The sequence below is a fragment of the Streptomyces sp. NPDC002499 genome (assembly GCF_053595415.1).
In genome coordinates this window covers 587,003-612,090 of the sequence record NZ_JBSFXO010000001.1, presented here as the reverse complement: position 1 = coordinate 612,090, position 25,088 = coordinate 587,003, and the positions used below count along the sequence as shown (strand labels likewise).

Annotated in this window: 24 protein-coding genes; 10 read left to right on the top strand and 14 right to left on the bottom strand. The window is 71.4% G+C overall.

Annotation, left to right across the window (positions count from 1 at the left end; translation table 11 throughout):
* Positions 1-116 precede the first annotated feature (116 nt).
* Together ACWD5F_RS02755 and ACWD5F_RS02750 are read left to right on the top strand one after the other, a co-directional pair.
* Positions 117-1,400 (top strand): DUF6777 domain-containing protein, encoded by a 1,284-nt coding sequence (locus ACWD5F_RS02755; protein WP_451250389.1) that lies wholly within the window; start codon positions 117-119, stop codon positions 1,398-1,400.
* A gap of 95 nt (positions 1,401-1,495) precedes the next feature.
* Complete coding sequence (locus ACWD5F_RS02750) at positions 1,496-1,951, top strand: ATP-binding protein (RefSeq protein ID WP_451250387.1); 456 nt, start codon at positions 1,496-1,498, stop codon at positions 1,949-1,951.
* 136 nt (positions 1,952-2,087) lie between these two features.
* On the opposite strand, the gene ACWD5F_RS02745 is transcribed toward ACWD5F_RS02750, so the two are convergent.
* Complete coding sequence (locus ACWD5F_RS02745; RefSeq protein ID WP_451250385.1) at positions 2,088-2,975, bottom strand: RNA polymerase sigma factor SigF; 888 nt, start codon at positions 2,973-2,975, stop codon at positions 2,088-2,090.
* A gap of 186 nt (positions 2,976-3,161) precedes the next feature.
* Here ACWD5F_RS02745 and ACWD5F_RS02740 point away from each other — a divergent pair, with 186 nt between their 5' ends.
* Positions 3,162-3,587 carry a helix-turn-helix domain-containing protein gene (locus ACWD5F_RS02740; RefSeq protein ID WP_451250383.1) on the top strand — a complete coding sequence of 142 codons (426 nt, stop codon included), beginning with the start codon at positions 3,162-3,164 and terminating at the stop codon, positions 3,585-3,587.
* A 21-nt stretch (positions 3,588-3,608) separates the two neighbouring features.
* On the opposite strand, the gene ACWD5F_RS02735 is transcribed toward ACWD5F_RS02740, so the two are convergent.
* The 3 genes from ACWD5F_RS02735 to ACWD5F_RS02725 form a co-directional block, all read right to left on the bottom strand.
* Positions 3,609-4,211, bottom strand: coding sequence for a ClpP family protease (locus tag ACWD5F_RS02735; RefSeq protein WP_124001343.1), 603 nt, complete (start codon positions 4,209-4,211; stop codon positions 3,609-3,611).
* 1 nt (position 4,212) lies between these two features.
* Positions 4,213-4,845 carry a ClpP family protease gene (locus ACWD5F_RS02730; protein ID WP_451250381.1) on the bottom strand — a complete coding sequence of 211 codons (633 nt, stop codon included), beginning with the start codon at positions 4,843-4,845 and terminating at the stop codon, positions 4,213-4,215.
* Positions 4,846-4,964: 119 nt separating this feature from the next.
* Positions 4,965-6,164, bottom strand: coding sequence for an epoxide hydrolase family protein (locus ACWD5F_RS02725; RefSeq protein ID WP_451250379.1), 1,200 nt, complete (start codon positions 6,162-6,164; stop codon positions 4,965-4,967).
* A gap of 193 nt (positions 6,165-6,357) precedes the next feature.
* Here ACWD5F_RS02725 and ACWD5F_RS02720 point away from each other — a divergent pair, with 193 nt between their 5' ends.
* Positions 6,358-6,840, top strand: coding sequence for a VOC family protein (locus ACWD5F_RS02720; RefSeq protein WP_401723691.1), 483 nt, complete (start codon positions 6,358-6,360; stop codon positions 6,838-6,840).
* Between the two features lie 28 nt (positions 6,841-6,868).
* Here ACWD5F_RS02720 and ACWD5F_RS02715 read toward each other — a convergent pair whose 3' ends face one another.
* The 4 genes from ACWD5F_RS02715 to ACWD5F_RS02700 form a co-directional block, all read right to left on the bottom strand.
* The gene (locus ACWD5F_RS02715; protein ID WP_451250376.1) at positions 6,869-8,200 is read right to left on the bottom strand and encodes a hypothetical protein; all 1,332 of its coding nucleotides are present in this window, start codon (positions 8,198-8,200) and stop codon (positions 6,869-6,871) included.
* A 152-nt stretch (positions 8,201-8,352) separates the two neighbouring features.
* Positions 8,353-9,282 carry an SGNH/GDSL hydrolase family protein gene (locus tag ACWD5F_RS02710; RefSeq protein WP_451250374.1) on the bottom strand — a complete coding sequence of 310 codons (930 nt, stop codon included), beginning with the start codon at positions 9,280-9,282 and terminating at the stop codon, positions 8,353-8,355.
* Positions 9,283-9,415: 133 nt separating this feature from the next.
* A complete protein-coding gene (locus ACWD5F_RS02705; protein WP_451250372.1) occupies positions 9,416-11,074 on the bottom strand; it encodes an ATP-binding protein in 1,659 nt (552 codons plus the stop codon).
* 31 nt (positions 11,075-11,105) lie between these two features.
* Positions 11,106-11,780, bottom strand: a complete 675-nt coding sequence (locus tag ACWD5F_RS02700) for a response regulator transcription factor (protein ID WP_451250370.1) — start codon at positions 11,778-11,780, stop codon at positions 11,106-11,108.
* Between the two features lie 224 nt (positions 11,781-12,004).
* Here ACWD5F_RS02700 and ACWD5F_RS02695 point away from each other — a divergent pair, with 224 nt between their 5' ends.
* Positions 12,005-12,415: an STAS domain-containing protein gene (locus tag ACWD5F_RS02695; RefSeq protein ID WP_451250368.1), complete on the top strand. Its 411-nt coding sequence runs from the start codon at positions 12,005-12,007 to the stop codon at positions 12,413-12,415.
* A 7-nt stretch (positions 12,416-12,422) separates the two neighbouring features.
* Here ACWD5F_RS02695 and ACWD5F_RS02690 read toward each other — a convergent pair whose 3' ends face one another.
* The 4 genes from ACWD5F_RS02690 to ACWD5F_RS02675 form a co-directional block, all read right to left on the bottom strand.
* Positions 12,423-13,298: a geranyl diphosphate 2-C-methyltransferase gene (locus ACWD5F_RS02690; RefSeq protein ID WP_401723708.1), complete on the bottom strand. Its 876-nt coding sequence runs from the start codon at positions 13,296-13,298 to the stop codon at positions 12,423-12,425.
* Between the two features lie 44 nt (positions 13,299-13,342).
* Positions 13,343-14,392 (bottom strand): family 2 encapsulin nanocompartment cargo protein terpene cyclase, encoded by a 1,050-nt coding sequence (locus ACWD5F_RS02685; protein WP_451250366.1) that lies wholly within the window; start codon positions 14,390-14,392, stop codon positions 13,343-13,345.
* A gap of 17 nt (positions 14,393-14,409) precedes the next feature.
* Complete coding sequence (locus ACWD5F_RS02680) at positions 14,410-15,849, bottom strand: family 2B encapsulin nanocompartment shell protein (RefSeq protein WP_451250364.1); 1,440 nt, start codon at positions 15,847-15,849, stop codon at positions 14,410-14,412.
* A gap of 224 nt (positions 15,850-16,073) precedes the next feature.
* Positions 16,074-17,081 (bottom strand): zinc-binding alcohol dehydrogenase family protein, encoded by a 1,008-nt coding sequence (locus ACWD5F_RS02675; RefSeq protein WP_451251018.1) that lies wholly within the window; start codon positions 17,079-17,081, stop codon positions 16,074-16,076.
* Positions 17,082-17,232: 151 nt separating this feature from the next.
* Here ACWD5F_RS02675 and ACWD5F_RS02670 point away from each other — a divergent pair, with 151 nt between their 5' ends.
* The 5 genes from ACWD5F_RS02670 to ACWD5F_RS02650 all read left to right on the top strand — a co-directional run bounded on the left by ACWD5F_RS02670 (position 17,233) and on the right by ACWD5F_RS02650 (position 22,288).
* Positions 17,233-18,033 (top strand): VOC family protein, encoded by an 801-nt coding sequence (locus ACWD5F_RS02670; RefSeq protein ID WP_451250363.1) that lies wholly within the window; start codon positions 17,233-17,235, stop codon positions 18,031-18,033.
* A 30-nt stretch (positions 18,034-18,063) separates the two neighbouring features.
* Positions 18,064-18,759 carry a ribonuclease H family protein gene (locus ACWD5F_RS02665; RefSeq protein ID WP_451250361.1) on the top strand — a complete coding sequence of 232 codons (696 nt, stop codon included), beginning with the start codon at positions 18,064-18,066 and terminating at the stop codon, positions 18,757-18,759.
* 119 nt (positions 18,760-18,878) lie between these two features.
* Positions 18,879-20,096, top strand: a complete 1,218-nt coding sequence (locus ACWD5F_RS02660) for an FAD-dependent monooxygenase (protein ID WP_451250359.1) — start codon at positions 18,879-18,881, stop codon at positions 20,094-20,096.
* A gap of 111 nt (positions 20,097-20,207) precedes the next feature.
* Positions 20,208-21,692 (top strand): MFS transporter, encoded by a 1,485-nt coding sequence (locus ACWD5F_RS02655; protein ID WP_401723724.1) that lies wholly within the window; start codon positions 20,208-20,210, stop codon positions 21,690-21,692.
* On the top strand, positions 21,689-22,288 hold the full coding sequence (locus ACWD5F_RS02650; protein WP_451250357.1) for a TetR/AcrR family transcriptional regulator: 600 nt from the start codon (positions 21,689-21,691) through the stop codon (positions 22,286-22,288). Before ACWD5F_RS02655 ends, ACWD5F_RS02650 begins: the two co-directional genes overlap by 4 nt.
* Here ACWD5F_RS02650 and ACWD5F_RS02645 read toward each other — a convergent pair.
* Positions 22,257-23,102: an alpha/beta fold hydrolase gene (locus ACWD5F_RS02645; protein ID WP_451250355.1), complete on the bottom strand. Its 846-nt coding sequence runs from the start codon at positions 23,100-23,102 to the stop codon at positions 22,257-22,259. The two genes, ACWD5F_RS02650 and ACWD5F_RS02645, sit on opposite strands and share 32 nt — an antisense overlap.
* A 93-nt stretch (positions 23,103-23,195) precedes the next feature.
* Positions 23,196-24,950 carry a cholesterol oxidase substrate-binding domain-containing protein gene (locus ACWD5F_RS02640; protein WP_451250353.1) on the bottom strand — a complete coding sequence of 585 codons (1,755 nt, stop codon included), beginning with the start codon at positions 24,948-24,950 and terminating at the stop codon, positions 23,196-23,198.
* Positions 24,951-25,088: the final 138 nt, after the last annotated feature.

Below are 25,088 nucleotides of genomic sequence, written 5' to 3'. Positions count from 1 at the left end.
GGGCCGTCCGCGTCGGCTTGCGAGCGACACCGAACCGGAGCACACAATGGGCACAAGGCATGACATTGCGGCCAACTCGGGGCGAGCCGCAGGAACCGCGTCGGGAAGAAGACCTCGTGAGCGTCGAACCGCCGTCATCCGGCCGCCCCACGGGCCCGCCCTCAGGGCCCCTGTCGGGCCCCTCCCAGCCGCCCTCGGGCCCGCCCTCCCAGCCACCCGGCAGCAGCGGCGGCACACCCTCGCCGGAACCCCACCACCCCTGGTGGAAGTCCGCGCCCCGGGTCGCGATCATCGCCACCGTCGCGGTGGCCGCCGTGGTGCTCGGCCTGGTGTTCAGCCGCTCCGACAGCGGCTCGAACAGCGCCTCGGGCAGCGGAGGCGAGGTCTTCCTCCAGGCCGCGGCCAAGACGGGCCCCGATCCGTTCACGAAGTCGACGGCCAAGGACAGCTCGGCCGCCCCCGTCTCCGCCAGCCCCGCCACCGAATCGGCGCCCGCCAACGCGGTACGCGGGGTCGACGGCGGCGCCGCCGGACTCTACGGCGGCAGCCTCAACGTCTCCGCCTGCGACGTGGAGAAGCAGATCAAGTCCCTCCAGGCGAACCCGTCGAAGAACCGGGCCTTCGCCTCGGTCGAGGGCATCCAGCCCGCCGAGGTCCCGACCTACCTGCGCTCGCTGACGCCCGTACAACTGCGCATGGACACCCGCGTCACCAACCACGGCTACCGCAACGGCGCCGCCACGAGCTACCAGGCCGTCCTCCAGGCAGGCACCGCCGTCCTCGTCGACAGCCACGGCGTGCCCCGGGTCCGCTGCGCCTGCGGCAACCCGCTCACCCCGCCCGTCGCCCAGCAGACCGCACCGAAGCCGACGGGCGACTCCTGGGCCTCGTACCGCTCCTCGAACGTCGTCGTGGTCACCCCCGCGCCGCAGATCATCAACATCTTCGTGATCTACGACCCCCACCACGACCAGTGGATCGCCCGGCACCGCGGCGACACGGGCCACAAGGACGAGCACACCAAGCCGCCGGTGGACCACCCCTCCCCGTCGGTCAGCGTGTCCACACCGACCACGCCCTCGTCGCCGTCGACCCCGTCGTCCGAGTCGCCGTCGCCGTCCCCGTGCGTCTCCTCGCCCACCGCGAGCCCCGGCACCCCGACCCCTTCGGGCAGCCCGTGCCCGCCCACGTCGACGGCCCCGTCCTCGCAGACGCCGTCCTCCGAACCGCCCACCAGCGAGCCGGAGTCGCCGGGTTCCTCAGGGTCCACGGCCTCTGAACAGCCCTTCGCCCCGGACACGGCGGACACGGCCTCCACGACGGCCGCGAACTCCTCCGCGCCGGGGCATGTGTCGACGTACAGTGCTCCGGGGTCGTCCGCCACCACACCGGCGTTCTGAGACGAACGGGACACACCGGGACTGCGCGGCGCGACTCGGGGTACGAGCACTGGTGCAAGAGCGTCCGGCCAGTCCGGCTTCCGAGAGAGAAACGCATGACCGAGCACGTGGGCGGGGCAGTGGTACCGACGGGGTTCGACGTGCCCGTGGAACCGCTGCGGCGCGCCGCGCACTACACGGGTGAACCGGGATGCATCGCCGAGGCGCGGTCCTTCGCCGCGCTCTTCGTCGAGCAACTGCGGACCGAGTGGTGCGCCATGATCGAGGACCGCGTCCGGGACGAGCTGCTGCTCGTCGTGAGCGAACTGGTCACCAACGCCGACCGGCACAGCAACGGGCCGTACATCCTGGAGCTGGAGGGCACCGACACGGCGGTGACCGTGTGCGTCTGCGACAGCAGCGCCGCGCTCCCGCACCGGTTCCCACGGGACCCGCAGCGCATCGGCCGGCACGGCCTGGAGATCGTCCACGCGCTGGCGGCCCGGATCAGCGTCGAGCGGGTGCCGGTCGGCAAGCGCGTGATCGCGGTGCTGCCGTTGAACGGCGAGTGAGCCGACCGCTGTTGCGGAGCAGCTGATGCGCGGCAGACGGCAGAAGATGACAGAGCGACCGTCCCGCCGCCCGGTCGGCGGCTGAGACGGTCGCTGTGTGCGTCTTGTCTGTGTGTGGCCTGTGCGTGTGGGTGCGTCAGGCGTAGTCGAGTTCGCCCAGCATGCCCTCGCGCAGTCGCGTGATGATCCGCTTGATCAGACGCGACACATGCATCTGCGAGCAGCCGAGCCGTTCGCCGATCTCCGCCTGGGTGGCTTCCTCCACGAACCGCATGTGGATGATCTGCCGGTCGCGCTCGCCGAGTTCGGCCATCAGCGGGGCGAGCGACTGGCAGTCCTCGACGAGTCGCAGCCCGTCCTCCTCCACGCCGATGAAGTCGGCCAGGACGGACTCGCCGCCCTCCGCACCGTCGCCGGTGAGCGCGGCGTCCAGGGACGAGGAGTTGTAGCCGTTCGAGGCGATCTGGCCCTCGATGACCTGGCTCTCGGAGATGTTCATGAGCGTCGCGAGTTCGGCGACCGAGGGCTCCCGGTCCAGCCTGCTGGCGAGCTCCTCGCGGGCCTTGGCCAGCTCGACGCGCAACTCCTGGAGCCGGCGCGGTACGTGCACCGCCCAGGTCGTGTCACGGAAGAACCGCTTGATCTCGCCGACGATGTAGGGGAGCGCGAACGACGTGAACTCGACCTCCCTGGACAGCTCGAACCGGTCGATCGCCTTGATCAGGCCGATCATCCCGGTCTGGACGATGTCCTCCATGTCGTCCCCGCGCCCCCGGAACCGCCCGGCGGCGAAGCGGACCAACGACATGTTCATCTCGATCAGCGTGTTGCGCGCGTACTGGAACTCCTGTGTGCCCTCTTCCAGTTCGCTGAGTCGCTGGAAGAACTGGCGGGACAGCTCGCGCGCGTCGCGCGGGGCGACGGCCCGCGGCTCGGCGATTCCCGGCAGCGGTGCGCCACTCGTGCTGGTCCCGGCGGTCCTCTCCCTGACCTGTGCCTTTGACCGGTTCACGGCGGTGTCCATTACCTCTCCCACGAAAGTCTCGGCCCGGCGGCGGTCCGCCGGCCTCGGTTCCTTCGCAGAGCGGGTACCCCGGGTCCGGGATCCCATGCCCAACAACCTTCGGAAAAAAGAAAACTGACCGCGGCTTCACCCAGAGCGGAACGCCGACCTCTTCCCCTGGGGTCGAAGATATCTAGGCTGAAGAGGGTGAGCAGCCAAGCGCCGAACGAAGCCCGAGTCATCCCCCTGCGCCCCACGCGGCCGGCCGACTCCCCAGCGCCGGGTCGGGCCGCCGGGGCGCCGGTGACCCCGGTCGCGCCCGCGCCGAGAGAGCCTCTGTGGCGCGACCTGGTCGGTGACGTCCTGAGGCGCGAGCGCCTCGCCCAGGAACGCACGCTCAAGGACGTGGCCGACGCGGCCCGGATCTCCATGCCCTACCTCTCCGAGGTGGAGCGCGGCCGCAAGGAGGCCTCCTCGGAGGTCCTCGCGGCCGCCGCCCACGCCCTGGGCCTCGGCCTCGGCGACCTGCTGTCGCTGGCGCACGGCGAGCTCACCCGGATCGAGAGCCGCCGCCAGCACAGGAGCCGCGGCGCGGCCGGCTCGTCGTACGACGGACTGTGCCTGGTCGCCTGAGACCGCCCGTGGGCCGGTGCCTCAGACGCGCGCCAGGCGCCGGCTCACCACCTCGTCCGCCAGTCCGTAGGCCACCGCCTCCTGTGCGGTGAACACCTTGTCGCGGTCCATGTCCGCGCGCAGGGTCGCGATGTCGTGGTGGGTGTGCCGGGACAGCACCTCCTCGACCTGCGAGCGGATCCGCACCATCTCCTTGGCCTGGAGGGCCAGATCGGAGACCGTGCCCTGCCGGCCGCCGCTGGCGGGCTGCCCGAGCAGTACGCGCGCGTGCTCCAGCACGAACCGCCGGCCCGGATCCCCGCCGGCCAGCAGGACGGCCGCCGTGGACGCGGCCTGTCCGACGCAGAACGTCGAGATCGGCACCTGGACGTAGGTCATCGTGTCGTAGATCGCCATCAGCGAAGTGAACGAGCCGCCGGGCGAGTTGAGGTAGATCGCGATCTCGTTGTCCGGGGCCGCCGACTCCAGATGGAGGAGCTGCGCGATCACGACGTTGGCGACGCCGTCGTCGATCTCGGTGCCGAGGAAGATGATCCGCTCGGACAGCAGCTTGCTGAACACGTCGTAGGACCGCTCGCCCTGCGGGGTCCGCTCGACGACGTTCGGAATCGTGTAGGTCCCCATGTCACAGCCCCATCCGTCGTCGTGCGGCGGCCGGGCGGATGTCGGCGAGCGACTCCAGGACCCGGTCCACCATGCCGTACTCCTTGGCCTCCTCGGCCGTGAACCAGCGGTCGCGGTCGCCGTCCCGTGAGATCGTCTCCGGGCTCTGGCCGGTGTGCTCCGCGGTGATCCGCTCGATGGTCTTCTTGGTGAAGTCCAGGTTGTCCGCCTGGATCTCGATGTCCGCGGTGGTGCCGCCGATGCCGGCCGACGGCTGGTGCATCATGATCCGCGCGTGCGGCAGGGAGTAGCGCTTGCCGGCCGCGCCGACGCTGAGCAGGAACTGCCCCATGCTCGCCGCGAACCCCATCGCGAGCGTCGACACGTCGTTCGGGATCAGCCGCATGGTGTCGTAGATGGCGAGCCCCGCGTGCACCGATCCGCCCGGGCTGTTGATGAACAGCCCGATGTCGGTCCGCGGGTCCTCCGCCGACAGCAGGAGCAGCTGGGCGCAGATCCGGTTGGAGGAGGTCTCGTTGACCTCGGTCCCGAGGAACACGATCCGCTGACCGAGGAGTTGGGAGGCGAGATGGTCGTCGAAACGGGTGGGCGGGGAGTCGCCCTCCTCGGCCCGGGGCGCGGTGAGTGAAGTCATCGGTTCTCCTGGGTTCTTCCGTCGAGGCGGTGTTGCCGTCGACTCCACTCTTGGCCCAGGTCGGCGTGCCGAAGCGGATTCTCTGCCGGTGGCAGATTCGCCACCGGCAGAGCGCGTCCTCAGTCCTTCTCGCGCAGCTGTCGGAAGAACGCCCGCACATCGCCGACCAGCAGGTCGGGCTCCTCCATCGCCGGGAAGTGACCGCCGCGGTCGAACTCCGTCCAGCGGACGAGGTTCTCGGTCCGCTCCGCCTTGTGGCGCAGGGGGAGTTGGGGTTCGGCCGGGAAGACGGCGAGGGCGGTCGGGGCGGTGGAGGGCTCGGTGGGGAGGGCTGCGCGGCCGGTGGCGTGGGCCCGCTCGTAGTAGATGCGGGCCGCCGAACCGGCCGTGCCGGTCAGCCAGTACAGCATCACATTGGTGAGCATCCGGTCCCGGTCGACGGCCTCCTCGGGCACCAGGTCCGAGTCCGTCCACTCCTGGAACTTCTCGACGATCCAGGCGAGTTGGCCGACCGGCGAGTCGGTGAGCGCGTACGCGAGGGTCTGCGGCCGGGTGGACTGCAGAATGGCGTATCCGGTGCCCTCGCGCGACCACTCGCTCCACCGGCGCCACGACAGCAGCGCCCGCTCCTGCTCCTCCGTGTCGAGGGCGTCCAGCTCATCGAGGGTCGGTTCGGTGGACTGCTGCCCGCCCGGCAGGAGATTGAGGTGCACGCCGATCACGCGGTCGGGGTGGGCCCGGCCCAGTTCGCGGGAGATCGCGGCGCCCCAGTCGCCGCCCTGCGCGCCGAACCGCTCGTAGCCGAGGCGCCGCATCAGCTCGGCCCACGCGTCGGCGATCCGCCCGGCCTCCCAGCCGGTGTCGGCTGGGGGGCCGGAGAGCCCGAAGCCGGGGATGCTCGGCACCACGACGTGGAAGGCGTCGGCCGGGTCGCCGCCGTGCGCGACCGGGTCGGTGAGCGGTCCGACGATGTCCAGGAACTCGACGATCGACCCCGGCCAGCCGTGGGTGATGATCAGCGGGGTGGCGTCCGGCTCGGGCGATCGGACATGGGCGAAGTGCACGTTCGAGCCGTCGATCGTGGTCGTGAACTGCGGCCACTCGTTGAGCAGCGCCTCCGCCGCCCGCCAGTCGTAGGTGTGCCGCCAGTGCCGGACGAGTTCGCGCAGATAGTCCGCCGGCACGCCGTAGGCCCAACCGGTGCCGGGCAGCTCGTCCGGCATGCGGGTGCGGTCGAGACGGTCGTGGAGATCGTCGAGGTCGCGCTGCGGGATGTCGATGCGGAAGGGACGGATGCTCTCGGCAGGCGAAGACGTCATGGTGGGGAGCCTAGTTCGGGGCGGAGGCGCGGCCATCCGGATTACCTGTCGCCGCGGCCATCCGGATTACCTGTCGCCGGACCGATGAGTTCGGGGGCGCGGACCGGTCGATACAGATGACGACGCTCGCCACAGCGCCCGCGTCCCGCAGACCGCGCTCCATCCACTCCGCTCCACCGCCCAGGAGGTACACATGACCACCGACGGATTCACCACGTGTCTCTGGTTCGACGGCCAGGCCGAGGAGGCCGCGCACTACTACGTCTCGGTCTTCAAGAACTCCAGCGTCGGCAAGGTGGCCCGCTACACCGAGGGCGCCATGCAGCCGGCCGGCACGGTGCTGACCGTGGAGTTCACGGCCAACGGCCACAAGTTCCTCGCGCTCAACGGCGGCCCCCAGTTCAAGTTCACCGAGGCGGTCTCCTTCATGATCTTCTGCGCGGACCAGGAGGAGGTCGACTACTACTGGACCAAGCTCATCGAAGGCGGCGGCGAGCCCGGCCCCTGCGGCTGGCTCAAGGACCGCTACGGCCTGTCCTGGCAGGTCGTGCCGGACGGCCTCGACGCCATGATCAGCGACCCGGACACGGAGAAGGCGACGCGCGCGATGGGCGCCATGATGAAGATGGGCAAGCTCGACATCGCGGCCCTGGAGAAGGCGTTCGCGGGCGAGTAGCCCTCTCGGTGGCGGGGCGCACGCAGCCCTAACGCTCGGTGGCCTCCGGCGGTCGGCCCGGTCCTTCCGCGTCCGCGGCGAGGACGGCCCGGCCGCCGGCCGCCAGCAGAGCGAGCACGGCGAGGACCGCCAGCAGGACCAGGGCGAGGAGTACGACGGTCAGCACCGTCGGGTCGTTCCACAGGGCGAAGACCAGGGCCACCAGGAGCAGCGCGCCGAGCGTGATCCAGCGGCGGTGCGCCTGGGCCAGCGTTCCCGCGCGTCCGACGTGGATCTGATGGCCGTACGCCCAGGTCGCCGCCGAGTCCGCGGTGCGCTCGGATGTCCTGCGAACGGCGACCGGCAGCCGGCCGGGGCCGATCAGATACGCGCCCAGCGCGATCACCACGCCCAGGACGACGGCCGTGCGCAGGCCGGCCTTCAGAAAGCGGAGCAGGGTGTCGAAGATCTCCGCGGCGGCGGCCGGTGACTGGATCTGCGCCGGGAGATGGTCGAGGTAGTACCGGCGCGCCACGACGAGGGCGATCCCCACGAGCAGCGCCGCGAAGGCCGCGCCCAGCGCGGTACGGGCCAGCGCGCGCCGACGTTCGCGCGCCAGCAGCACACCCGACGCGCCGAGCACCACCAGCAGGACGGGCAGCCAGTTGCCGACCACGTCCAGCAGGCGCGCGCCACCGCGGATCCGGTCCAGCTGGTCGGACCGCAGGAGTACCAACTCCTTCTCCACCTGCGGGATCCTGTCCGCCGGTGTCAGCCCCTCGGCCACCAGCTCCTTCTTCACCTGGTCGACGGCCGCCCCGACGCCCAGCGTGACCGTGCCCTCGTCGACGCCCACCGCGCCCCGGCCCTCGCCGGTGAGGGCGTGCACCACGGCGTCGTGGGCGGTCCGGTTGGCGGACGTCCACACCTTCGCGAAGGCGTCGCTGCGCACGACCCGCGTCACCACCTTCTTCACCGCCTCGTGCACGGCGTCGTCCACCTGCGGACCCAGCATCCGCACGGCGGCCGCGGCCCGGGGCGGCAGCCCCTGCGACTCCAGCCAGGTGGAGATGTCCCCGACGGCCCGAGTGCCGTCCACACGCACGGCCACGGCGTCGGTGATCCGGCGCACGGCCGCGTCCCGTACGCCGGGGCGGGTCGCCAGCGGGGACACGGTCGCCACGTAGCGGTCGGTGTCGAGGGCGATGTCGTGCACCCAGGTGGCCAGCAGGGCGACCGGGACCAGGACGCAGGTCAGCACCAGGAGGATCGCGGAAGCGGTGGCGCGGGCGATCCGGCCGGGCCGGGCGGCCCGGGACGGACGCGGTTCACGCGGGGACGGACGGGACCCGTGCGAGCCGGGATCCTGCGGGGCGCTCATGGTGCCTCCCGGTTCCGTCCGGCCGTCCGCTGCCCCCATTCCCGCCTCAGCTCAGGACGTCGGCACGCCGGGAGGGGCCGTACGGGCGAAACGCGGAGGCCGCCGGGCCCCCTCCGCCGACACCTCGGCGGTCACCCGCCGGGAGTTCGGCGCTACGACACGTCCTCGCCGATCACCCGCGTGATCTCCCGGCCGATCCGCAGGATGCCGGGGGAGCGGACCGGGCACGGCTTCGGCGTGGACGTGGTCGGGGCCATACAGAAGTGCAGGTAGTCCTTGCCGAAGTGCAGGGCCGTGCGGTCGTCGCCGGGATCGGTGCAGTAGGCGGGGTGTTCGTGCTCGTAGGCCGTGCACGGCAGGTACTGGGTCCAGGTGTAGCGGGCCCCGGCCGGGCTGACGGTGGCGCCCGCGTCGGCGACGAGGTCGTCCGAGGCGGCGGCCTGCTTCTCGTAGAGGGCGTTGACCCGTCGGACGCGGTCCGGCGTGATCGGGTCGGGGCCCTGGAGCACCCAGACGATCTTCGGGCGCCGGGCCCCGCCCGCGTCGGCGATCTGCTCCGTGAGCCTGCGCATGTCGGCCTCGTAGCGCGCGAAGTACGTCTTCTGAGACGCGTCGTAGGTGATCCCGTCCATGCACCACGTGTAGGCCCACGCGTTGCCCCAGAACTGCAGCACCACGTAGTCCGGATGCCGCGCGCGGACCAGCGCCGCGGCCTTGGCGGAGTCGGGGACGAGCGACTTCTCGCCGGTGCCCTCCAGGTAGTCGCACGGTGTGGTCCCCGAGTACGGGGCGCTCGAGTACGTCGCTCCCAGATCCCGGCGGAGTTCCTCGCCGAGCACGTTCTGGGCCTCCATGGCGAGCGAGTCGCCGAGGTAGAGGACCCGGGGTGCCACGGCGGGACGGGCGCGCGGCGAGGCGGAGGGGGAGGCGGGTGCCTGCTGCGGCTGGTGGGTGGTCGCGGCGGGCGTACCCGGCAGAGTGGGGGTCGGCGGCGCTTCCTCCGGTCCGGACGCGGGGTCCCCGCATGCGCCGAGCAGCAGCACTGCGGACAGCAGCGCCCCCACGATCCACGGCTTCCGCATGCACCAACTCCCGCCCCGGAGCCCGAAATCGGCTCACCAGGCAAGCACAGCGGGGCACAAGGGGGAAGACGTACGGCAGTCGTGGAGGTTCAGGGGCAGTCGATGGGATCAGCCGCCGGCCGAGACGCTGCGGTCACTCGCCCAGGTGCTCCAGGAGATCCAACAGGTCTGTCAGGGGCAGCGGTTTGGTCAGGTGGGCGTCGAAGCCCGCCGCCCGGGACAGCGCACGGTCGGTGCCCTGGCTGAAGCCGGACACCGCGATCAGGCGGAGGTCTGCGCCGTCCGGTCGGGACCGCAGCGCGCGGGCGATCGCGTAGCCGTCCATGTCCGGCAGTCCCAGGTCGCACAGGGCGACGTCGAAGCGGCGTGACTTCGTGGTGGAGAGGGCGTCGGCGCCCGTGTGCACCACCTCGACCCGGTGGCCCTGGCGTTCCAGCAGGGTGCGGTAGGTGGCGGCCAGATCGGTGTTGTCCTCGACGATCAGGATCGACAGGGCGCGCGGGGCGGTACGCAGGGGCGCCGGGCGGGGAGGGTGCGGGGCCGTGGAGTCGGTGGTCGGGAGGAGGGCCGTGAACGTGGCGCCCTTGCCGGGGCCTTCACTGTGCGCGGTGATCTCACCGCCGTGCAGCTGCATCACCGTCCGCACGACCGCGAGCCCGAGCCCCAGGCCCTCCGGAGTGTCGGGACCGGCCGGGGCCGCCCGCATGAACACCCCGAACAGCTCCTCCGCCTGGGCGGGTTCGAACCCGATGCCGTCGTCGCGCACGGTCAGGCGGGCCCGGCCGTCCCGGGCGGTCAGGCCGACCTCCGTGTGACCGCCGGGGCGGGTGTACTTGAGCGCGTTCGACAGCAGGTTCGTCAGCACCTGGGCCAGCCGCAGCCGGTCGCCGTCCACGACCACCGGGTCGGGCGGCAGGACGGCGCCGAGCGTGCGGCCCTCGTGCCCGAACAGACCGCGGATGTCGGCGCACGCCCCGTCGACGACCGAGCGCAGGTCGACCGGCTCGCGCACCAGCTCGAGGCGCCCGGTCACCGCCCGTGTGCCGTCCAGCAGGTCGTTGCTCATCCGGGCCAGCGTGCCCAACTGCCGTTCCAGGACGGACAGCGCCGGATGGCCGTCCGGGATGTCGAGAGCCAGCAGCTCGGTCGCCGCGGACGCGGCCGCCAGCGGGTTGCGCAGTTCGTGCGAGAGCGTGGCGATGAACCGGTCCTTGGCCCGCTGCTCCTCCCGCAACCGCCGCCCCGCCGCGTCCAGTTCGGCATTGGCCCGGCTCAACTGCTCGTTCACCTCGCGGATCTCCCGCGCCCGCACGAAGAGGTCGATCTCCATGCCCTCGGCCCGCATCTGCGCGTCCGCGACCGCCCGTCGCTGCTCGCGCCCCACCCGGCGCAGATGCACGAACTCCGTGACGTCCTCGACCCGGTGGATGATGAAGACGACCCGCCCCTCGGCGTCGACGACCGGGGAGTTGACGGGACTCCAGTACCGCTCGGCGAAGACACCCTCCTCACTCGTCGGGATGTCGTAGCGCTGGAGTGCCATCGTGTCCGTACGTCCGCTCGCCCGGACCGTCTCCAATGACCGCCGCAGATTGGCGACCCCGTCCGCCGACGGGTCGTCCGGGTTGTCGGGGAACACGTCGAAGACCGGCCTGCCCACGATGCTCCGCTCGGTGCGGGTGGCGGTCAGATAGGCGCGGTTGACCTCGACGATGGTGAAGTCGGGGTCCAGGATGAGGAGTGGGGACAGGGTCGCGTCGAACAGGAGCCGGAAGTCCGGGACATCGGGCACGGTCGGACCTCCGGGGGCCGGTGCGAGGGGCTCAGGGGTCGAGGCGGTAGCCGTAGCCCCGGACGGTGGTGATGCGCGGGGCGGGCGGGGGCAGGTCCGCGAGCTTGCCGCGCAGCCGGTACACGTGCTCGACCACCGTCGCCGGCTGCTGCCAGGACGAACCCCAGATCCGCTCCAGCACCTGCGCGGCCGAGAACACCCGGCCGGGCGCCGCCGCGAGCATCTCCAGCAGCGCGTACTCCTTGGGGCGCAGGACGAGATGGACGTCCCCGCCCGACGCCTGCCGGGCCGCAGTGTCGACGCGCAGCGAGCCGACCTGGAGCACCGTCGCCGCGTCCGGTGGTTGCGAGCGGCGCAGCACGGCGTGGATACGAGCCACCAACTCCCGCTGCGAGAAGGGCTTGACCAGGTAGTCGTCGGCGCCGATCTCCAGGCCCGCCACCCGGTCGGCCTCTGCCGCGCGCCCCGAGACGACGATGACCGGAAGGCGGCTCGTGGACCGCAGCGCGCGCAGCAGCTCGAGCCCGCTGCCGTCCGGAAGGCCCAGGTCGAGGACGGCCAGATCGACACCGCCCTCGTACAGCACGGACTTTCCGGCGCGCGCGTCCATGGCCCAGGTGACGATGAAGCCGGCCCGTTCCAGATAGGAACGGCACATCAGTGCGAAGTCGGGCTCGTCCTCGATCAGCGCGAGGTGCGGACGCATTCCGCATCACCCGGCCCATCTGCCGCCCGCTCGTTGTGTCGCTGATGAGCGGCCGTTGATGCCCCGACCATGTGGCGAAGGTAGAACAGGAATCGCCCACGGTTCAAGGGGGAGCCGACCGGGGGGAGTCCCGGCGCGGGCCGGTGCGGGGCGGGGATGGAGCAACCCCCGCGCCGGCCCGTGTCGGGGCACGCGGGGTACGCAGGGAACGGGGACAGAGGCACGTGCACAGGAACATTCTGGAACCCGTCAGCAGGGTCTGCTGGCCACCGCCCGGCGACGAAGGCGTCCTTCCCGCCGCCGACGGACTGCTTCTCGCCGAACTGCACGGCGACATCGACCTCGCCAACACGGTGGAGCTGCGCGGCTGGCTGGACTCCGTCGTGGCGCTGCGCGCACCGGCGTACATCGTCGACCTGCGGCCCGTGACCTTCGTGGATTCCACCGGCCTGAACCTGCTGCTGCGCCTGCGCCGCCGCGTCCTGGCCGGCGGCGGCGCGTTCGCCCTGCTGTGCCGCGAGCGCACTCTGCGGCTGCTGCACGCCCACGGCTCACTGGAGCTGTTCGATCCGGCGACCACCTTCCCGCAAGCGGTGTCCAGGGTCACCGGAACGAGCGAACGCTCCAGGGGCTGATCGTGGTTCAGACCCGGTCGGCCACGATCAGCAGATACTGGAAACTGCCGTTCTGGTACGCGCTCAGGAACGTTTCCTCGATGCCCGTGACCAGGTGGCCGGCCTCCTTGCGCAACTCCCAGTAGGGGATGGTGTCCGCGGTGAGGTCCTGCACATGGACCGGGACGAGCCGGTTGCGGGCCATCGCCCGGAAGTACTCCGAGCGCGGGTGGATGTCGCAGATGTAGTGCGCGTTGATGAGGGACACCTCGCGCGAGGCCCGCCCGTAGGTGTCGTTGTAGCAGCCCGTGACGACGACGTACCGGCCGCCGCGGCGCAGCAGCCGGGCGTGCTCGGCGAACAGCAGCTCCAACTCCACGTACATCGTCGACTCGTTGTTCCACGAGGCCGCGTACGCGCCGGTCGGGAAGCCGGTGTCGAGCATGTTGCGGTGGTGGTAGCGGACCTTGTCGTCGATGTCCCGCCGGTGTGCCTGCTCGTTGGCGAAGGCGGCCTGCTTCGCGGAGATCGTCACGCCGTCGGCGTGGCAGCCGTAGCGCAGGTTCGCCACGACGCTGCCGCCGCCGCGCCCGCAGCCGGCGTCGAAGACGCGGTCCGCGGGGGTCAGCGGGCCCAGGTGCGAGGCGAGCAGCTCTGCCTGGGCGTGCTCGAGTCGGTGCAGTTCGGCGGTGATCCGCTCGCGCCGCAGGGCGTCGTCCGGCTCTTCGAGCACCGACCGGTCGGCCGGCCCGACGCCGTAGTGGTGGTGGTAGAGGTCGTCGATCCGGCCGAGTTCCAGGTTGACCGGGTTCTCCTCGGCGTTCCAGTAGTCCGCGACACGGGTCTGGTACGTGGACTGGGTCGGCACCGGAGCGTTCCGGGTACCGGCGGCGGCGATGGTCAACGGTGACTCCTCTTTGTCCTGCTGATGGTTCATCGGAGCTGCGCCTACCAGTAGTTGGGAAGGTGGTAGCGGTGGGTGTTGGTGGCGTGCCATTCGTGGTTGCCGGCCACCCAGTCGGACAGGCCCTGGGCGTAGCGCTCCACGAGCGGGGAGACGGCGGCCAGGACCGCGGACTCCTCCTCGAACGCGGCCATGATCTCGTTGTGGATCTCGACGGCCCTGAGATAGGCCGCCTTCAGCCCGCACCGCTCGTTGGCGGCGATGACCTGCGGGAGGTTGAGGTGGGTGGGATCGCCGGCCAGTTCCTTGGTGAAGGAGTACAGGTCGTTCACGATCGTCGTGGCGTTGCACGCGAGTGCCGTGATCCGCTGGATCTCGGGACGGGCGTAGACCGGCTCCGGCAGCTCGTAGCCGTCGACCGCGTCGACGATCGACAGACAGGGCCGGAAGTTGTTGAACTGCCGCATCACCAGGTACTCCCACACCTGGGGCACGAACCGGGTCTCCGCCCAGGCGGCCTCGGCGAGATAGCCCAGGTGCAGGCGGGCGATGTCGTGCACGAAGCGGTCGGTCTGGCTGGGCGTCGCGAAGCCGGCGAAGTCCTTGACCGCCCAGTGGTACGAGCGCAGCGGTCCGTCGGCCTGCATGCCCGCACGCCACTGGGCCTCCAGCGCGGGCGTCCCGTGGTAGGGGTCGATCGCCGACTGGGCCAGGATCAGCGGGCCGCCGAGCCCGCGGCGGGAGGCTCCGCGGCCCTCGTCCTCCTCGCAGTAGCAGCTGTCGACGAGGTTCTCGGCGAGCAGCAACTCCCCGGCCACGGTGAGCCGTTCCAGGTCGAGCGCCCCCGGATGCTGGAGCACCACGGCTCGGCCGAACTGGAACCCCGAGAAGTCCCCCTTCCAGGCCGCCGGGAACAGGTCGAGGCCACGGGCCCAGGTCTCAAGGCGCCGGTCGACCTCGGCGACCTTCTCCGGATCGGCGGGGACGGCGGGCCGGTACCTGAGCCCCGGGACCGCCCCGGTGCGCCGGGAGGTGACGCTGCGGGCGAGGTTCGGCGGGCCGGGCAGGGACGATGTGGACGTGGGCGTGCTCATTCCGTACTCCACCGGGGTCAGTCGGCCGTCCGGCCGATCTGGACGTTCTCCAGGATCCCGGCCGCGTCGGGCACGAGGATGGCCATCGAGTAGTAGGCGGTGACCAGGTAACTGATGATCGCGGCGGTGTCGATGCCCATGAACCGCACGTTCAGGCCGGGTTGGAACTCCTCGGGGATGCCGGTCTGGTAGAGCCCGACGACCCCCTGGTCGGCCTCGCCGGTGCGCAGCGCGATGATGCTGCTGGTGTGCTGCCGGCTGACCGGGATCTTGTTGCACGGGAAGATCGGGACCCCGCGCCAGGCGGGGACCTCGTGGCCGTCGACGGTCGCCGTGCCCGGCACCAGACCGCGCCGGTTGCACTGCCGGAAGAAGGCCGAGATCGCCTTCGGATGCGCCAGGAACACCTTGGTCTTACGGCGCATGGCGAGCAGTTCGTCCATGTCGTCCGGTGTCGGCGGACCGGTGAAGGTGCTCACGCGCTGGCCGTAGTCGACGTTGTGCAGCAGCCCGAACTCCCGGTTGTTGACCAGCTCCCACTCCTGGCGCTCGCGGATCTCCTCGACGGTCAGGCGCAGTTGCTGCTCGGTCTGGTCCATCGGGTCGTTGTAGAGATCGGCGACGCGGGTGTGGACCCGCAACACGGTCTGGGTGAGCGAGAGTTCGTACTCGCGCGGGGCCAGGTCGTAGTTGACGAAGCCGCCGGTGATCGTCGGCTCGCCCACATGGCCGGCCTGTACCGGCACATCGGCCTCGCCCTTGCGGTTCATCGGCAGCCGCTGCGACTCGGCGTACGCCTCCAGATGCTCGGCGAGCGATGACACCCGGTCGGTGAACTCCCGGACCACGTCCCAGGGGAGCACCAGCAGCACGCCAGAGGTCTCCGCCCGTACCGAGCTGAGCCACAGTGGATCGGACTGCCCGATGGCCTCGTCGCCCATCTGGTCGCCGTCGGAGACCACCCCGAGGATCTCCTCCTCGCCGTACTTGCCCGCCGTGTAGCGGGTGAAGCGGCCGTGCACGATCAGATAGGTCTCCGTGACCGGCTGCCCGGCCTCGAACACGACCTGCCCGGCCCGTACTTCGCGCACCCGGAAGCGGGTGGAGATCTCCCGCAGGACATCGATGTCCTGGTACCCGCGCAGCACGGGCAGTTCGGTGAGCGTCTCGGGGATGACCTTGATGTCGTCGGCGCCGTTCTGCTCGAAATGCACCCGGCCGCGCCCGATCCGCAGCTGGAGGCGCCGGTTGACCCGGTAGGTGCCGCCCTTGATGTCCACCCACGGCAGGGACTTGAGCAGCCATCGCGAACTGATGGCCTGCATCTGCGGTTCGGACTTGGTGGTCGTGGCGAGCTGGCGCGCCGCCCGCGTACTGAGACTGGTGAGTTCGGCCGCCGCGTCTGCGGGGGCGGGTTCGTCGGTGGCGGGGTCGGTGACGCTTTCGGGGGCGGACACATTCCCTCCCTGAAGGTGTACAGGGGTGAGCGGAGTGGTCGGAGGTGAAGGCGGCGAAGCGGTGGCTGACAGGTACGCACCGCCTGTACAAGGCAACAGGGGCGGCGGTGGGCCCGGTACAGCGCGAAGGGGGCGGTTTCGCCTCCCCGAGGCGCAAACTCCGGGATCAGGGCAGGCGGTTGGAGGTGCCGCGCTCGCGCGCCGGTGACGTGCCACCCGGGCGCTCAGAACAGGTCGTTCACCAGTACGGCGGCACCGTCGAAACGGCCCGCTTTGAGGTCTTTCAGCGCCTCGTCGGCCCGCGAGAGCGGGTACGTGTGCGTGGTGGCGCGTACGCCGTGCCGGGCCGCGATCTCCAGGAACTCCCTCGCGTCGGCACGGGTGTTGGCGGTGACGCTGCGCACCTGCTTCTCGTAGAACAGCTCGGTCTCGTAGCGCAGTGGCGGTGTGTCGCTGAGGTGGATGCCGGCGACGGCCAGGACCCCGCCGCGGTCGAGGGCGCGCAGGGCGACCGGGACGAGGTCGCCGACCGGGGCGAACAGGATCGCGCTGTCCAGCGGCTCCGGCGGGCTCGCGTACGCGTCCTGCGCGGAGGCGGCGCCCAGGTCGAGCGCCAGTTGCCGGGCGGCGGCGCCCCGGGTCATGACGTGCACGCGGGCGCCCTCGGCCAGTGCCACCTGCGCACACAGATGGGCGCTGCCCCCGAAGCCGTACAGGCCCAGGCGCCCGCCCGGTGGCAGGGCCGCTCGCCGCAGCGCGCGGTAGCCGATGATGCCGGCGCACAGGAGTGGGGCGAGGGCCACGTCGTCGACCCCGTCGGGGAGTCGGTGGGCGAAGGCGGCGGGCACGGTCGTGTACTGGGCGTAACCCCCGTCCGCGTCCCAGCCGGTGTACCGCGAGGCAGGGCACAGGTTCTCGGCACCGCGCGCGCAGTACCCGCAGGTCCCGTCGGTGTGGCGCAGCCAGGCCACGCCCACCCGGTCGCCCACGGCGAAACCGTCGACCCCGGACCCGAGCCCGGCGACCACGCCGACCGCCTCGTGCCCGGGCGTCACCCCCGGCCGGTGCACCGGCAGATCACCCTCGGTGACGTGCAGATCGGTCCGGCACACCCCGCACGCGCGCACGTGCACCAGCAACTCGTCGTCACCGGGCACCGGAACCGGCTTCTCGACGAGCCGGAGCGCCCCCTCCTCGACCGGCCCCGGCTCGACCACCGCCCACGCGCGCATCGTCCCGTCCGCCATCCCGCACCCCGTCCGTCGCGTCGAAGGGCCACCTGTCCAGTCTGGGACGGACCGCCCGGTTCGGCGCGCGCTCGGCCGGACGGATGACTAGCGTGAGGAAACGGACCAACCACCGATTCGGGAGAGGGCCGCGATCATGGCCGTACAACCTGAGGGAACCCCCTGTTGGACCGATGCGATGTTCGGTGACGTCGAGGGCGCCAAGAGCTTCTACGGCGATGTGCTCGGCTGGACCTTCGGCGAGTCCTCGTCGGAGTACGGCAACTACACGCAGGCCTACGCGAACGGCAACGCGGTCGCCGCGGTCGTCCCGCCGATGCCCGGCCAGGAGGGCCAGTCGCAGTGGTGTCTCTACCTCGCCTCCCCTGACGCGTCCGCGACCGCCGGCCGGATCCGGGAGAACGGCGGCGAGATCCTGATGGAGCCCATGCAGGTCGGCGAGTTCGGCACCATGTGCCTGGCCCGCGACCCCAGCGGTGTCGTCTTCGGTATCTGGCAGGCCGGCATCCACGAGGGCTTCGAGGCGCCGCCCGAACAGACCGGCGCGTACTGCTGGGCCGAGGTCTTCACCCGCGAGCCCGAGAAGTCCGACGCGTTCTTCCCCGCCGTCTTCGGTTACACGGCCAAGCAGGTGCAGGACGACAACGTCGACTTCCGCATGTTCGACCTCGGTGAGAACACGGTCCTGGGCCGGATGCGGATGACGGACGAATTCCCGCCCGAGGTACAGCCGTACATCAACGTCTACTTCAGCGTGGACAACTGCGACGACGCCGTCGCCAAGGCCGCCAAGCTCGGTGGCATTCTCCGATTCGGGCCCATGGACAGCCCGTTCGGCCGGTTCGCCGCGCTCAGCGACCCGCAGGGCGCGAACTTCTCGGTGATCGACGTGACGACCACGGCGGGGGAGATGCCGCGGAGCGTGGACGTCTCGTAGGCCCGGCGGAACGCCCCTCGCGGTCATGGCATGATCGGGCGCATGGGTGAACGTGTGGTGGCCGCGTGCGACGGCGCTTCGAAGGGAAATCCGGGTCCTGCGGCCTGGGCCTGGGTCGTCGCGGACGAGACGGAGACCGTGACCCGCTGGGAGGCGGGACCGCTCGGCAGGGCCACCAACAACGTCGCGGAACTCACCGCGCTGGAACGCCTGTTGACGTCGACCGACCCGGACGTACCCCTTGAGGTGCGGATGGACTCGCAGTACGCCATGAAGGCGGTCACCACCTGGCTGCCCGGCTGGAAGCGCAACGGCTGGAAGACCTCGGGCGGCAAGCCCGTGGCCAACCAGGAGCTGGTCGTCCGCATCGACGAACTCCTCAACGGCCGTACGGTCGACTTCCGCTACGTCCCCGCCCACCAGGTCGACGGCGACCCGCTCAACGACTTCGCCGACCGCGCCGCCAGCCAGGCCGCCGTCGTCCAGGAACCCGCGAGCAGCGACCTCGGCTCGCCCGCACCGCCGCCCTCCCCGGACACCCCCAAGTCGAAGGGTGCGCCGCGCCGCAAGTCCGCCGCGGCGGGGTCGCGCGGGGGCGCCTCGCGCACCATCAAGGCCAAGTTCCCCGGCCGCTGCGCCTGTGGCCGCGCCTACGCCGCCGGCGAGCCCATCAGCAAGAACGGGCAGAGCTGGGGCCACCCGGAGTGCGCCACGGCCGAGGCCTGACAGGTCAACGTCTGAGCCGAACCACCCCGACGGGCTGACGCGTCCCCGAGCGTCCATGACCCGTACCCACCTCCTGCTACTCTGCGTTGCCAATTGACCGCATTGGGTAGCTCATAGGGGTGCGTGTGAAGGTCGCCTGTGTCGGCGGCGGGCCCGCCGGCCTGTATCTCTCGATCCTGCTGAAGAAGCAGGACCCGTCCCACGACATCACCGTGTACGAGCGCGATCCTGAGGGCTCGACCTACGGCTGGGGCGTCACCTACTGGCGCGGACTGTTCGACAAGCTGCACGAGCTCGACCCCGAGTCGGCGCGCGCGCTCTCCGAGCACTCCGTCACCTGGAACGAAGGCACCGCCCGCGTCCGCGACCTGACGACCCGGCAACCCGGCGACGACGGCTTCGGCATCGGCCGGCACCGGCTGCTGGAGATCCTCGCCGCCAGGGCCCGCTCGCTGGGCGTACGGCTGGAGTTCGAGCACGAGATCACCGAGGGGAACCTGCCCGCCGCCGACCTGGTCGTCGCGGGCGACGGCGTCAACAGCGCACTGCGCACCCGGCACGCCGACCACTTCGGCGCCGAGCTGCGACCCGGCCGCAACCACTACATCTGGCTCGGCACCAGCAAGGTCTTCGACTCCTTCACCTTCGCCTTCGTGGAGACCGACCACGGCTGGATCTGGTGCTACGGCTACGCCTTCAGCCCCGAGCGCAGCACCTGCGTCGTCGAATGCGCCCCCGAGACCTGGACCGGGCTCGGCCTCGACACCGCGAACGAGGCCGACGGCCTCGCCCTCCTGGAGAAGCTCTTCTCCGACGTCCTGGACGGCCACGCCCTGATCGGCCGCTCCACCGGCGACGGCAGCGCCCAATGGCTCAACTTCCGCACCCTCACCAACCACACCTGGCACCGCGACAACCTCGTCCTCGTCGGCGACGCCGCCCACACCACGCACTACTCGATCGGCGCCGGCACCACGCTCGCCCTGGAGGACGCCATCGCGCTGGCGGACGCACTGCGCGAGCACCCCGAACTGCCCGACGCCCTCGCCCACTACGAGCGGGAACGCAAGGCGGCCCTCCTGTCCATCCAGAGCGCGGCCCGCTACAGCGCCCAGTGGTACGAGAACCTGCCGCGCTACATGCATCTGCCGCCGGAGCGGATGTTCGCCCTGCTCGGCCAGCGCCACTCGCCGCTGCTGCCCTATGTCCCGCCCCAGCTCTACTACCGGATGGACCGGGCGGCCGGGCGACTGGAGGCGCTGCGCAGGTTCAAGCGCTGGCTCGGACCGAAGCTCGCCCGCACGGTGCACGCGCGGGCGCTGGCCTCCCGCAAGTAGGCCCGGCGCCTGTTCCACGGTGGGCCCCGCACCGGCCCCACCTTGGGTGAATGGCAATTCACCAGCTATGGTGAATTGCCATTCACCCTTTCTTTTTCGCATGGAGCGCCGATGGACCAGCCCGCACCGATAGCCGAGCCCTCCGCGCGGAGGGCCCTGCGGGACCGGCTCACGATCCCGGTGCTGGCGTTCGGCGGCATCCTCATGGCCGTCATGCAGACGGTCGTCGTCCCCCTGCTGCCCGACCTGCCCCGGCTCACCAACTCCTCGGCGGGCGCGGTCTCCTGGCTGGTCACGGCGACCCTGCTGTCCGGCGCGGTCCTCACCCCCGTCCTCGGCCGGGCCGGTGACATGTACGGCAAACGCCGGGTGCTGACCGGGGCCCTCGCCCTGATGACCGTCGGCTCGGTGATGTGCTCCCTGTCGTCCGACATCGTCGTGCTGATCGCGGCCCGCGCTCTCCAGGGCGCCGCCGCCTCCGTGGTGCCGCTGTCGATCAGCATCCTGCGCGACGAACTGCCGCCCGAGCGCCGGGGCTCCGCGGTGGCCCTGATGAGCTCGACCGTCGGCATCGGCGCCGCACTCGGCCTGCCGCTGGCCGCGCTCGTCGTGCAGTACGCCGACTGGCACACCATGTTCTGGCTGACCAGCGCCCTGGGCGCGCTGGGCGTGGCGGGCGTGTGGTGGGCGGTCAAGGAGTCGCCCGTACGGCAACCGGGCCGCTTCGACACGGTTGGTGCCCTCGGGCTCGCCGCCGGACTGGTGTGCCTCCTGCTCGGGGTGTCCCAGGGCGGGCAGTGGGGGTGGGGGAGTCCTTCGGTGCTGGCCCTGTTCCTCGCCGCCGTGGCCGTCCTCGGTCTGTGGTGGTGGCAGCAACTGCGTACCGAACTCCCGCTGGTGGACCTGCGGTTGGTCTCCCGGCCGCGCGTGGGTCTGTCGCACGTGGCGGCCCTGCTGACCGGGTTCGCGTTCTACGCCAACTCCCTGGTGACCGCCCAACTGGTGCAGGCGCCGAAGGCCACCGGATACGGACTCGGCCTGTCGATCGTGGCCACGGGCCTGTGCCTGCTGCCCGGCGGCATCACCATGCTGGTGTTCTCACCCGTCTCCGCCCGCATCTCCGCGTCCCGCGGCCCACGGATCACGCTCGCCCTCGGGGCCGCCGTCATCGCCTGCGGCTACGCGGTGCGCATCGCCGACAGCCGTGACCTCTGGATGATCATCCTGGGCGCGACGGTCGTCGCCACCGGCACCACCCTCGCCTACTCGGCGCTCCCCACCCTGATCCTGCGCGCGGTCCCGGCCGAGCAGACCGCCTCCGCCAACGGCGTCAACGTCCTGATGCGCACCATCGGCCAGGCGGTCTCCAGCGCGGCCGTCGCCGCCGTACTGGTCCACCACACCAGCCTGGTCGGCGGCGCCCCCGTGCCCACCCTGCACGGCTATCTGCTCGCCTTCGGGATGGCCGGCGCCGTCGCCCTGGCGGCCTGTGCCGCGGCCCTGACCATTCCCGGCGACGAATCGGCGCCCAAGAAGACGAAACGCGCCCAGGACCGCACCCGGAGCAGCCGGGACGAGGCGTTGGAGGGAGCATGAGTGTCGTGAGCACTCCTCCCACCGCGCCCGCCCGCCGCGACGCCGAGGCGACCAAGGCGGCCATCCTCAAGGCCGCCCGGCATCTGCTGGCCCGGCACGCCCACGGCGACATCACGCTCAAGGCGGTCGCCGAGCGGGCCGGCGTCAGCGCCCCGCTGATCCTCAAGTACTTCGGCAACAAGGACGCCCTCTTCGCCCGCGTCATGTCCTTCGAGGCCGACGCGGACGTGCTGCTGGACGCCCCGCTGGACGAACTCGGCCGGCACATGGTCCGCCACGTGCTCTTCAGCCAGTCCCAGCAGGGCGCCGACCCCCTGCTGCGGATCGTGTTCGCCCCTCTTCAGGGCGAACAGGGCGACATCCTGCGCGCCAACTTCCGCACCCAGGTGACCGCCCGCCTCACCGCCCGCCTCGACGGCCCCGACGCAGGCCTGCGCGCCGAGCTGGCCGTCGCCGCCCTGCTCGGACTCGGCGTGATCTACGGCATCGCCCGCGGCACCGAACTGCGCCGGGCGCCCCTGGAGGACGTGGTGGACCGCTACGCCCCCGCGGTGCAGACGCACCTCACGCCGAGTACGGGAACCCGGCGGTCGTAGCCATGAACCGCGCGGGATCGTCGAGCCACGGGAAGTGACTCGCGCCCGCCTGCACCACGACCTCGGCCTTCGGGAAGAGCCCGGCGAGTTCCCGCACCACGGGCGGCGGGGAGTTGAGATCGACCTCGCCGGCGAGCAGGAGAACGGGCGCGTCGAGGCGGCCCAGCCCGGCCCGGGTGACCTCCGGATCGAAGGCCCCTTCGGCGCCGTAGGCCCCCGCGGCCTCCTGGTTCCTCTGGTCCTCTCCGGCGGCGTGATGCGCCTGCGCGGTCGCGTCCCAACGGCCGTAGAAGAACGGCGATACGGCCGCCCAGTGCCCGGCGGCGGCCCGGCCGGCACCGATCTCCCCGAGCGCTTCGAAGCCCGTGGCGAACCACGGCTCGTCCCGGCGCAGCAGCGCGGTCTCCCGCCGGACCTCCCCGGAGACCGGGACCCCGACGGCGTACACACTCGGACTGATCAGCATCAGGCTGCGGAGTCGCTCCGGATGGCGGGCGGCGTACAGCAGCGCGAGGTTCGTGCCGCCGGAGTGCCCGAGCAGGTCGAGCCGGTCGAGGCCGAGGTGCTCGCGCAGGGCCTCCACGTCGTCGACCTGACGGTCGCAGCGATACGAGGACGGGTCGTCCGGCGTCGCGGACTCGCCGGTCCCGCGGAGGTCGAGCAGGACGAGCTGCCGGTGTGCCGACAGGCCACCGAGGTCGCCGAGGTAGGCGGAGGCCTGCATGGGGCCACCGGGGACGCAGACCAGGGGCGGGCCCTCGCCGGTCAGGTGGTAGGCCAGTTCGGTTCCGTCGGGCGCGGAGAAGGCAGGCATGATCATGACCTTCTCAGCGCCCTTCGGACGACCGCAACTGCTTATCGTGACGGCCACGGCTCGCCGCGCCGGTCGATGAGAGCAGCAGGCCGATCAGCGCAGCAAGCGGTCGAGGAACGCGTTCCCGAAGACGCCGTGCGGATCCAGCCGGTCCAGCACCCCGGCCGCCTGCCCCCACGTGCTCTCGCCGAACGAGGCCGGCACGACCGTGCTCAGCACCTCGTCGTCGCTCCAGACCGCGTCGTCCGTATAGGCCCAGCCCTTCGACCACTCGACCCGGGTGAGCGCGTGCTCCCCGTCGTAGGTGGTGAGGAGGAACTGCTCCAACTCCCGGAGAAATGCCTCCGCATGGGGTGTGCCGGGCAGCGTCAGGACGTCCAGCCAGACGGCCGTGTCCCACTCGGGGTGCGCCTCGCTAGGCCGGAGCGCGGACAGCAACGGGGCCCGGGCGCCGTCGAGTTCGACGTCGGCGGGGTCGTCTAGGCCGGTCACGCGGATCTCGACCGAGCCGTTGACCGGGAAGCGTCCCTGAGCCGCGTACGCGGCGAGACGCTCCCGGTAGAAGGACGTGAACTCCGCGATGACGCGCTGCACTTGGGCCCTGCCGGTGAGCACCGCGTAGCCGTTCGCGGCGACCCTCAGGGTGGTCGGTCTGATGTAGAGCAGCGTGTTCTTCGACGGCCCCCAGATGTCGGCGGACAGCGTCGTCACCAGGCCGAGCGCGGCCACGTCGAACTGCGCGTTGCCGAGCACCGGCGCCAGGTACCAGGCCGCGCCCGACACCATCCGCCCCACCAGGTCCGCCACCAGGGTCGGCACGTTGTCGGAGAAGGGGTAGTTGTACGGCGAGGTCACGTGCCGCGAGGTCAGCGGCCGGGTCGGCGACACGCTCCACACCTTCAGCCACGGCACCTCGGTGAAGGCGAACCAGATCGCCTCCACGCGCCCCGACTCGTCGAGGAAGCTCGCGAGGGTGCGCCCGTCGGAGCCCGGCGCGGCGAAGAGTTCGGCGGCCGGGATGTCCGTACGGCTCAGACACCGCAGCTGCGCGTTCGCGCCCACGCGCAGCACGACCTCGGTCACCAGGGAGCGGCCGAGGTGGGTGAGCAGCGCGGCACAGTCCGCCTCGTCGCGGTCGTACGTCCGCAGCACGTACGCGCCTGTGTCCTCGTCCCACACCACGGCGGTCAGCGACAGCACGAGATTGCTGAGCGAGCCGTAGGTGTGGCCGGGCGTCCGCCGCTCGTCCCGGGCCGGTACGGCGGTGCCGTGCGCGTCGATCGCCAGGGCGCCGCCGAGGGTGAGGTCGCCGGGAGCCGGCGCGGCGGTGACTCCGAGCCCGTGCCCCTCCAGGTAGGTGAGCAGCGCCTCCAGGGTGACCCCGGCGCCGGCGCGGACGGCGGTCGGCCCGTCGAGGGCGAGGCCGGTGAGGTGCGGGGCCGTGTCGACGAGGAGGACGGGCGCGTCCGACGGTGTGCCCTCGGTGATCGTCAGGGGCGACCAGCCGTGCGCGGCACCACGCGCGCGTACCGTCCAGCCGTGTCGCCAGGCCCAGTTGACGACGTCGACCACCTGGTCGGGGCCGCTCGGGGCGCAGGCCCACAGTCCGTCGGCGGTGATCTCGCCGACCCAGTTCCGGTACGCCGAGCGGTACAGGTCGACGTCGGTGGGGAAGTCCGGCAGCTCCTGTGCCGCCGTCGCCGGATCCGCGGCGATCAGGACGGGCACGGTGGCCAGCGCGGCGGCACCGAACAGGAAGCCGCGACGGGACCAGGAGGGGTCGCAGGGCGGGGCTGAGGACGCGGCGCGGGACGGGTCGTCCGGGGCGTCGAACACTAAGTTGTTCATTGAACGGTCAGTCACGGCCACACGCTAGGGCGCCGTTGACACGTGCCGTCCATTCGTCGAATCCCATCACCCGTGTGAGTGACAGATTCACAGACGTGACACCGGAGCGGTCGGGTCCGTGCACCGGAGCAACCGGTT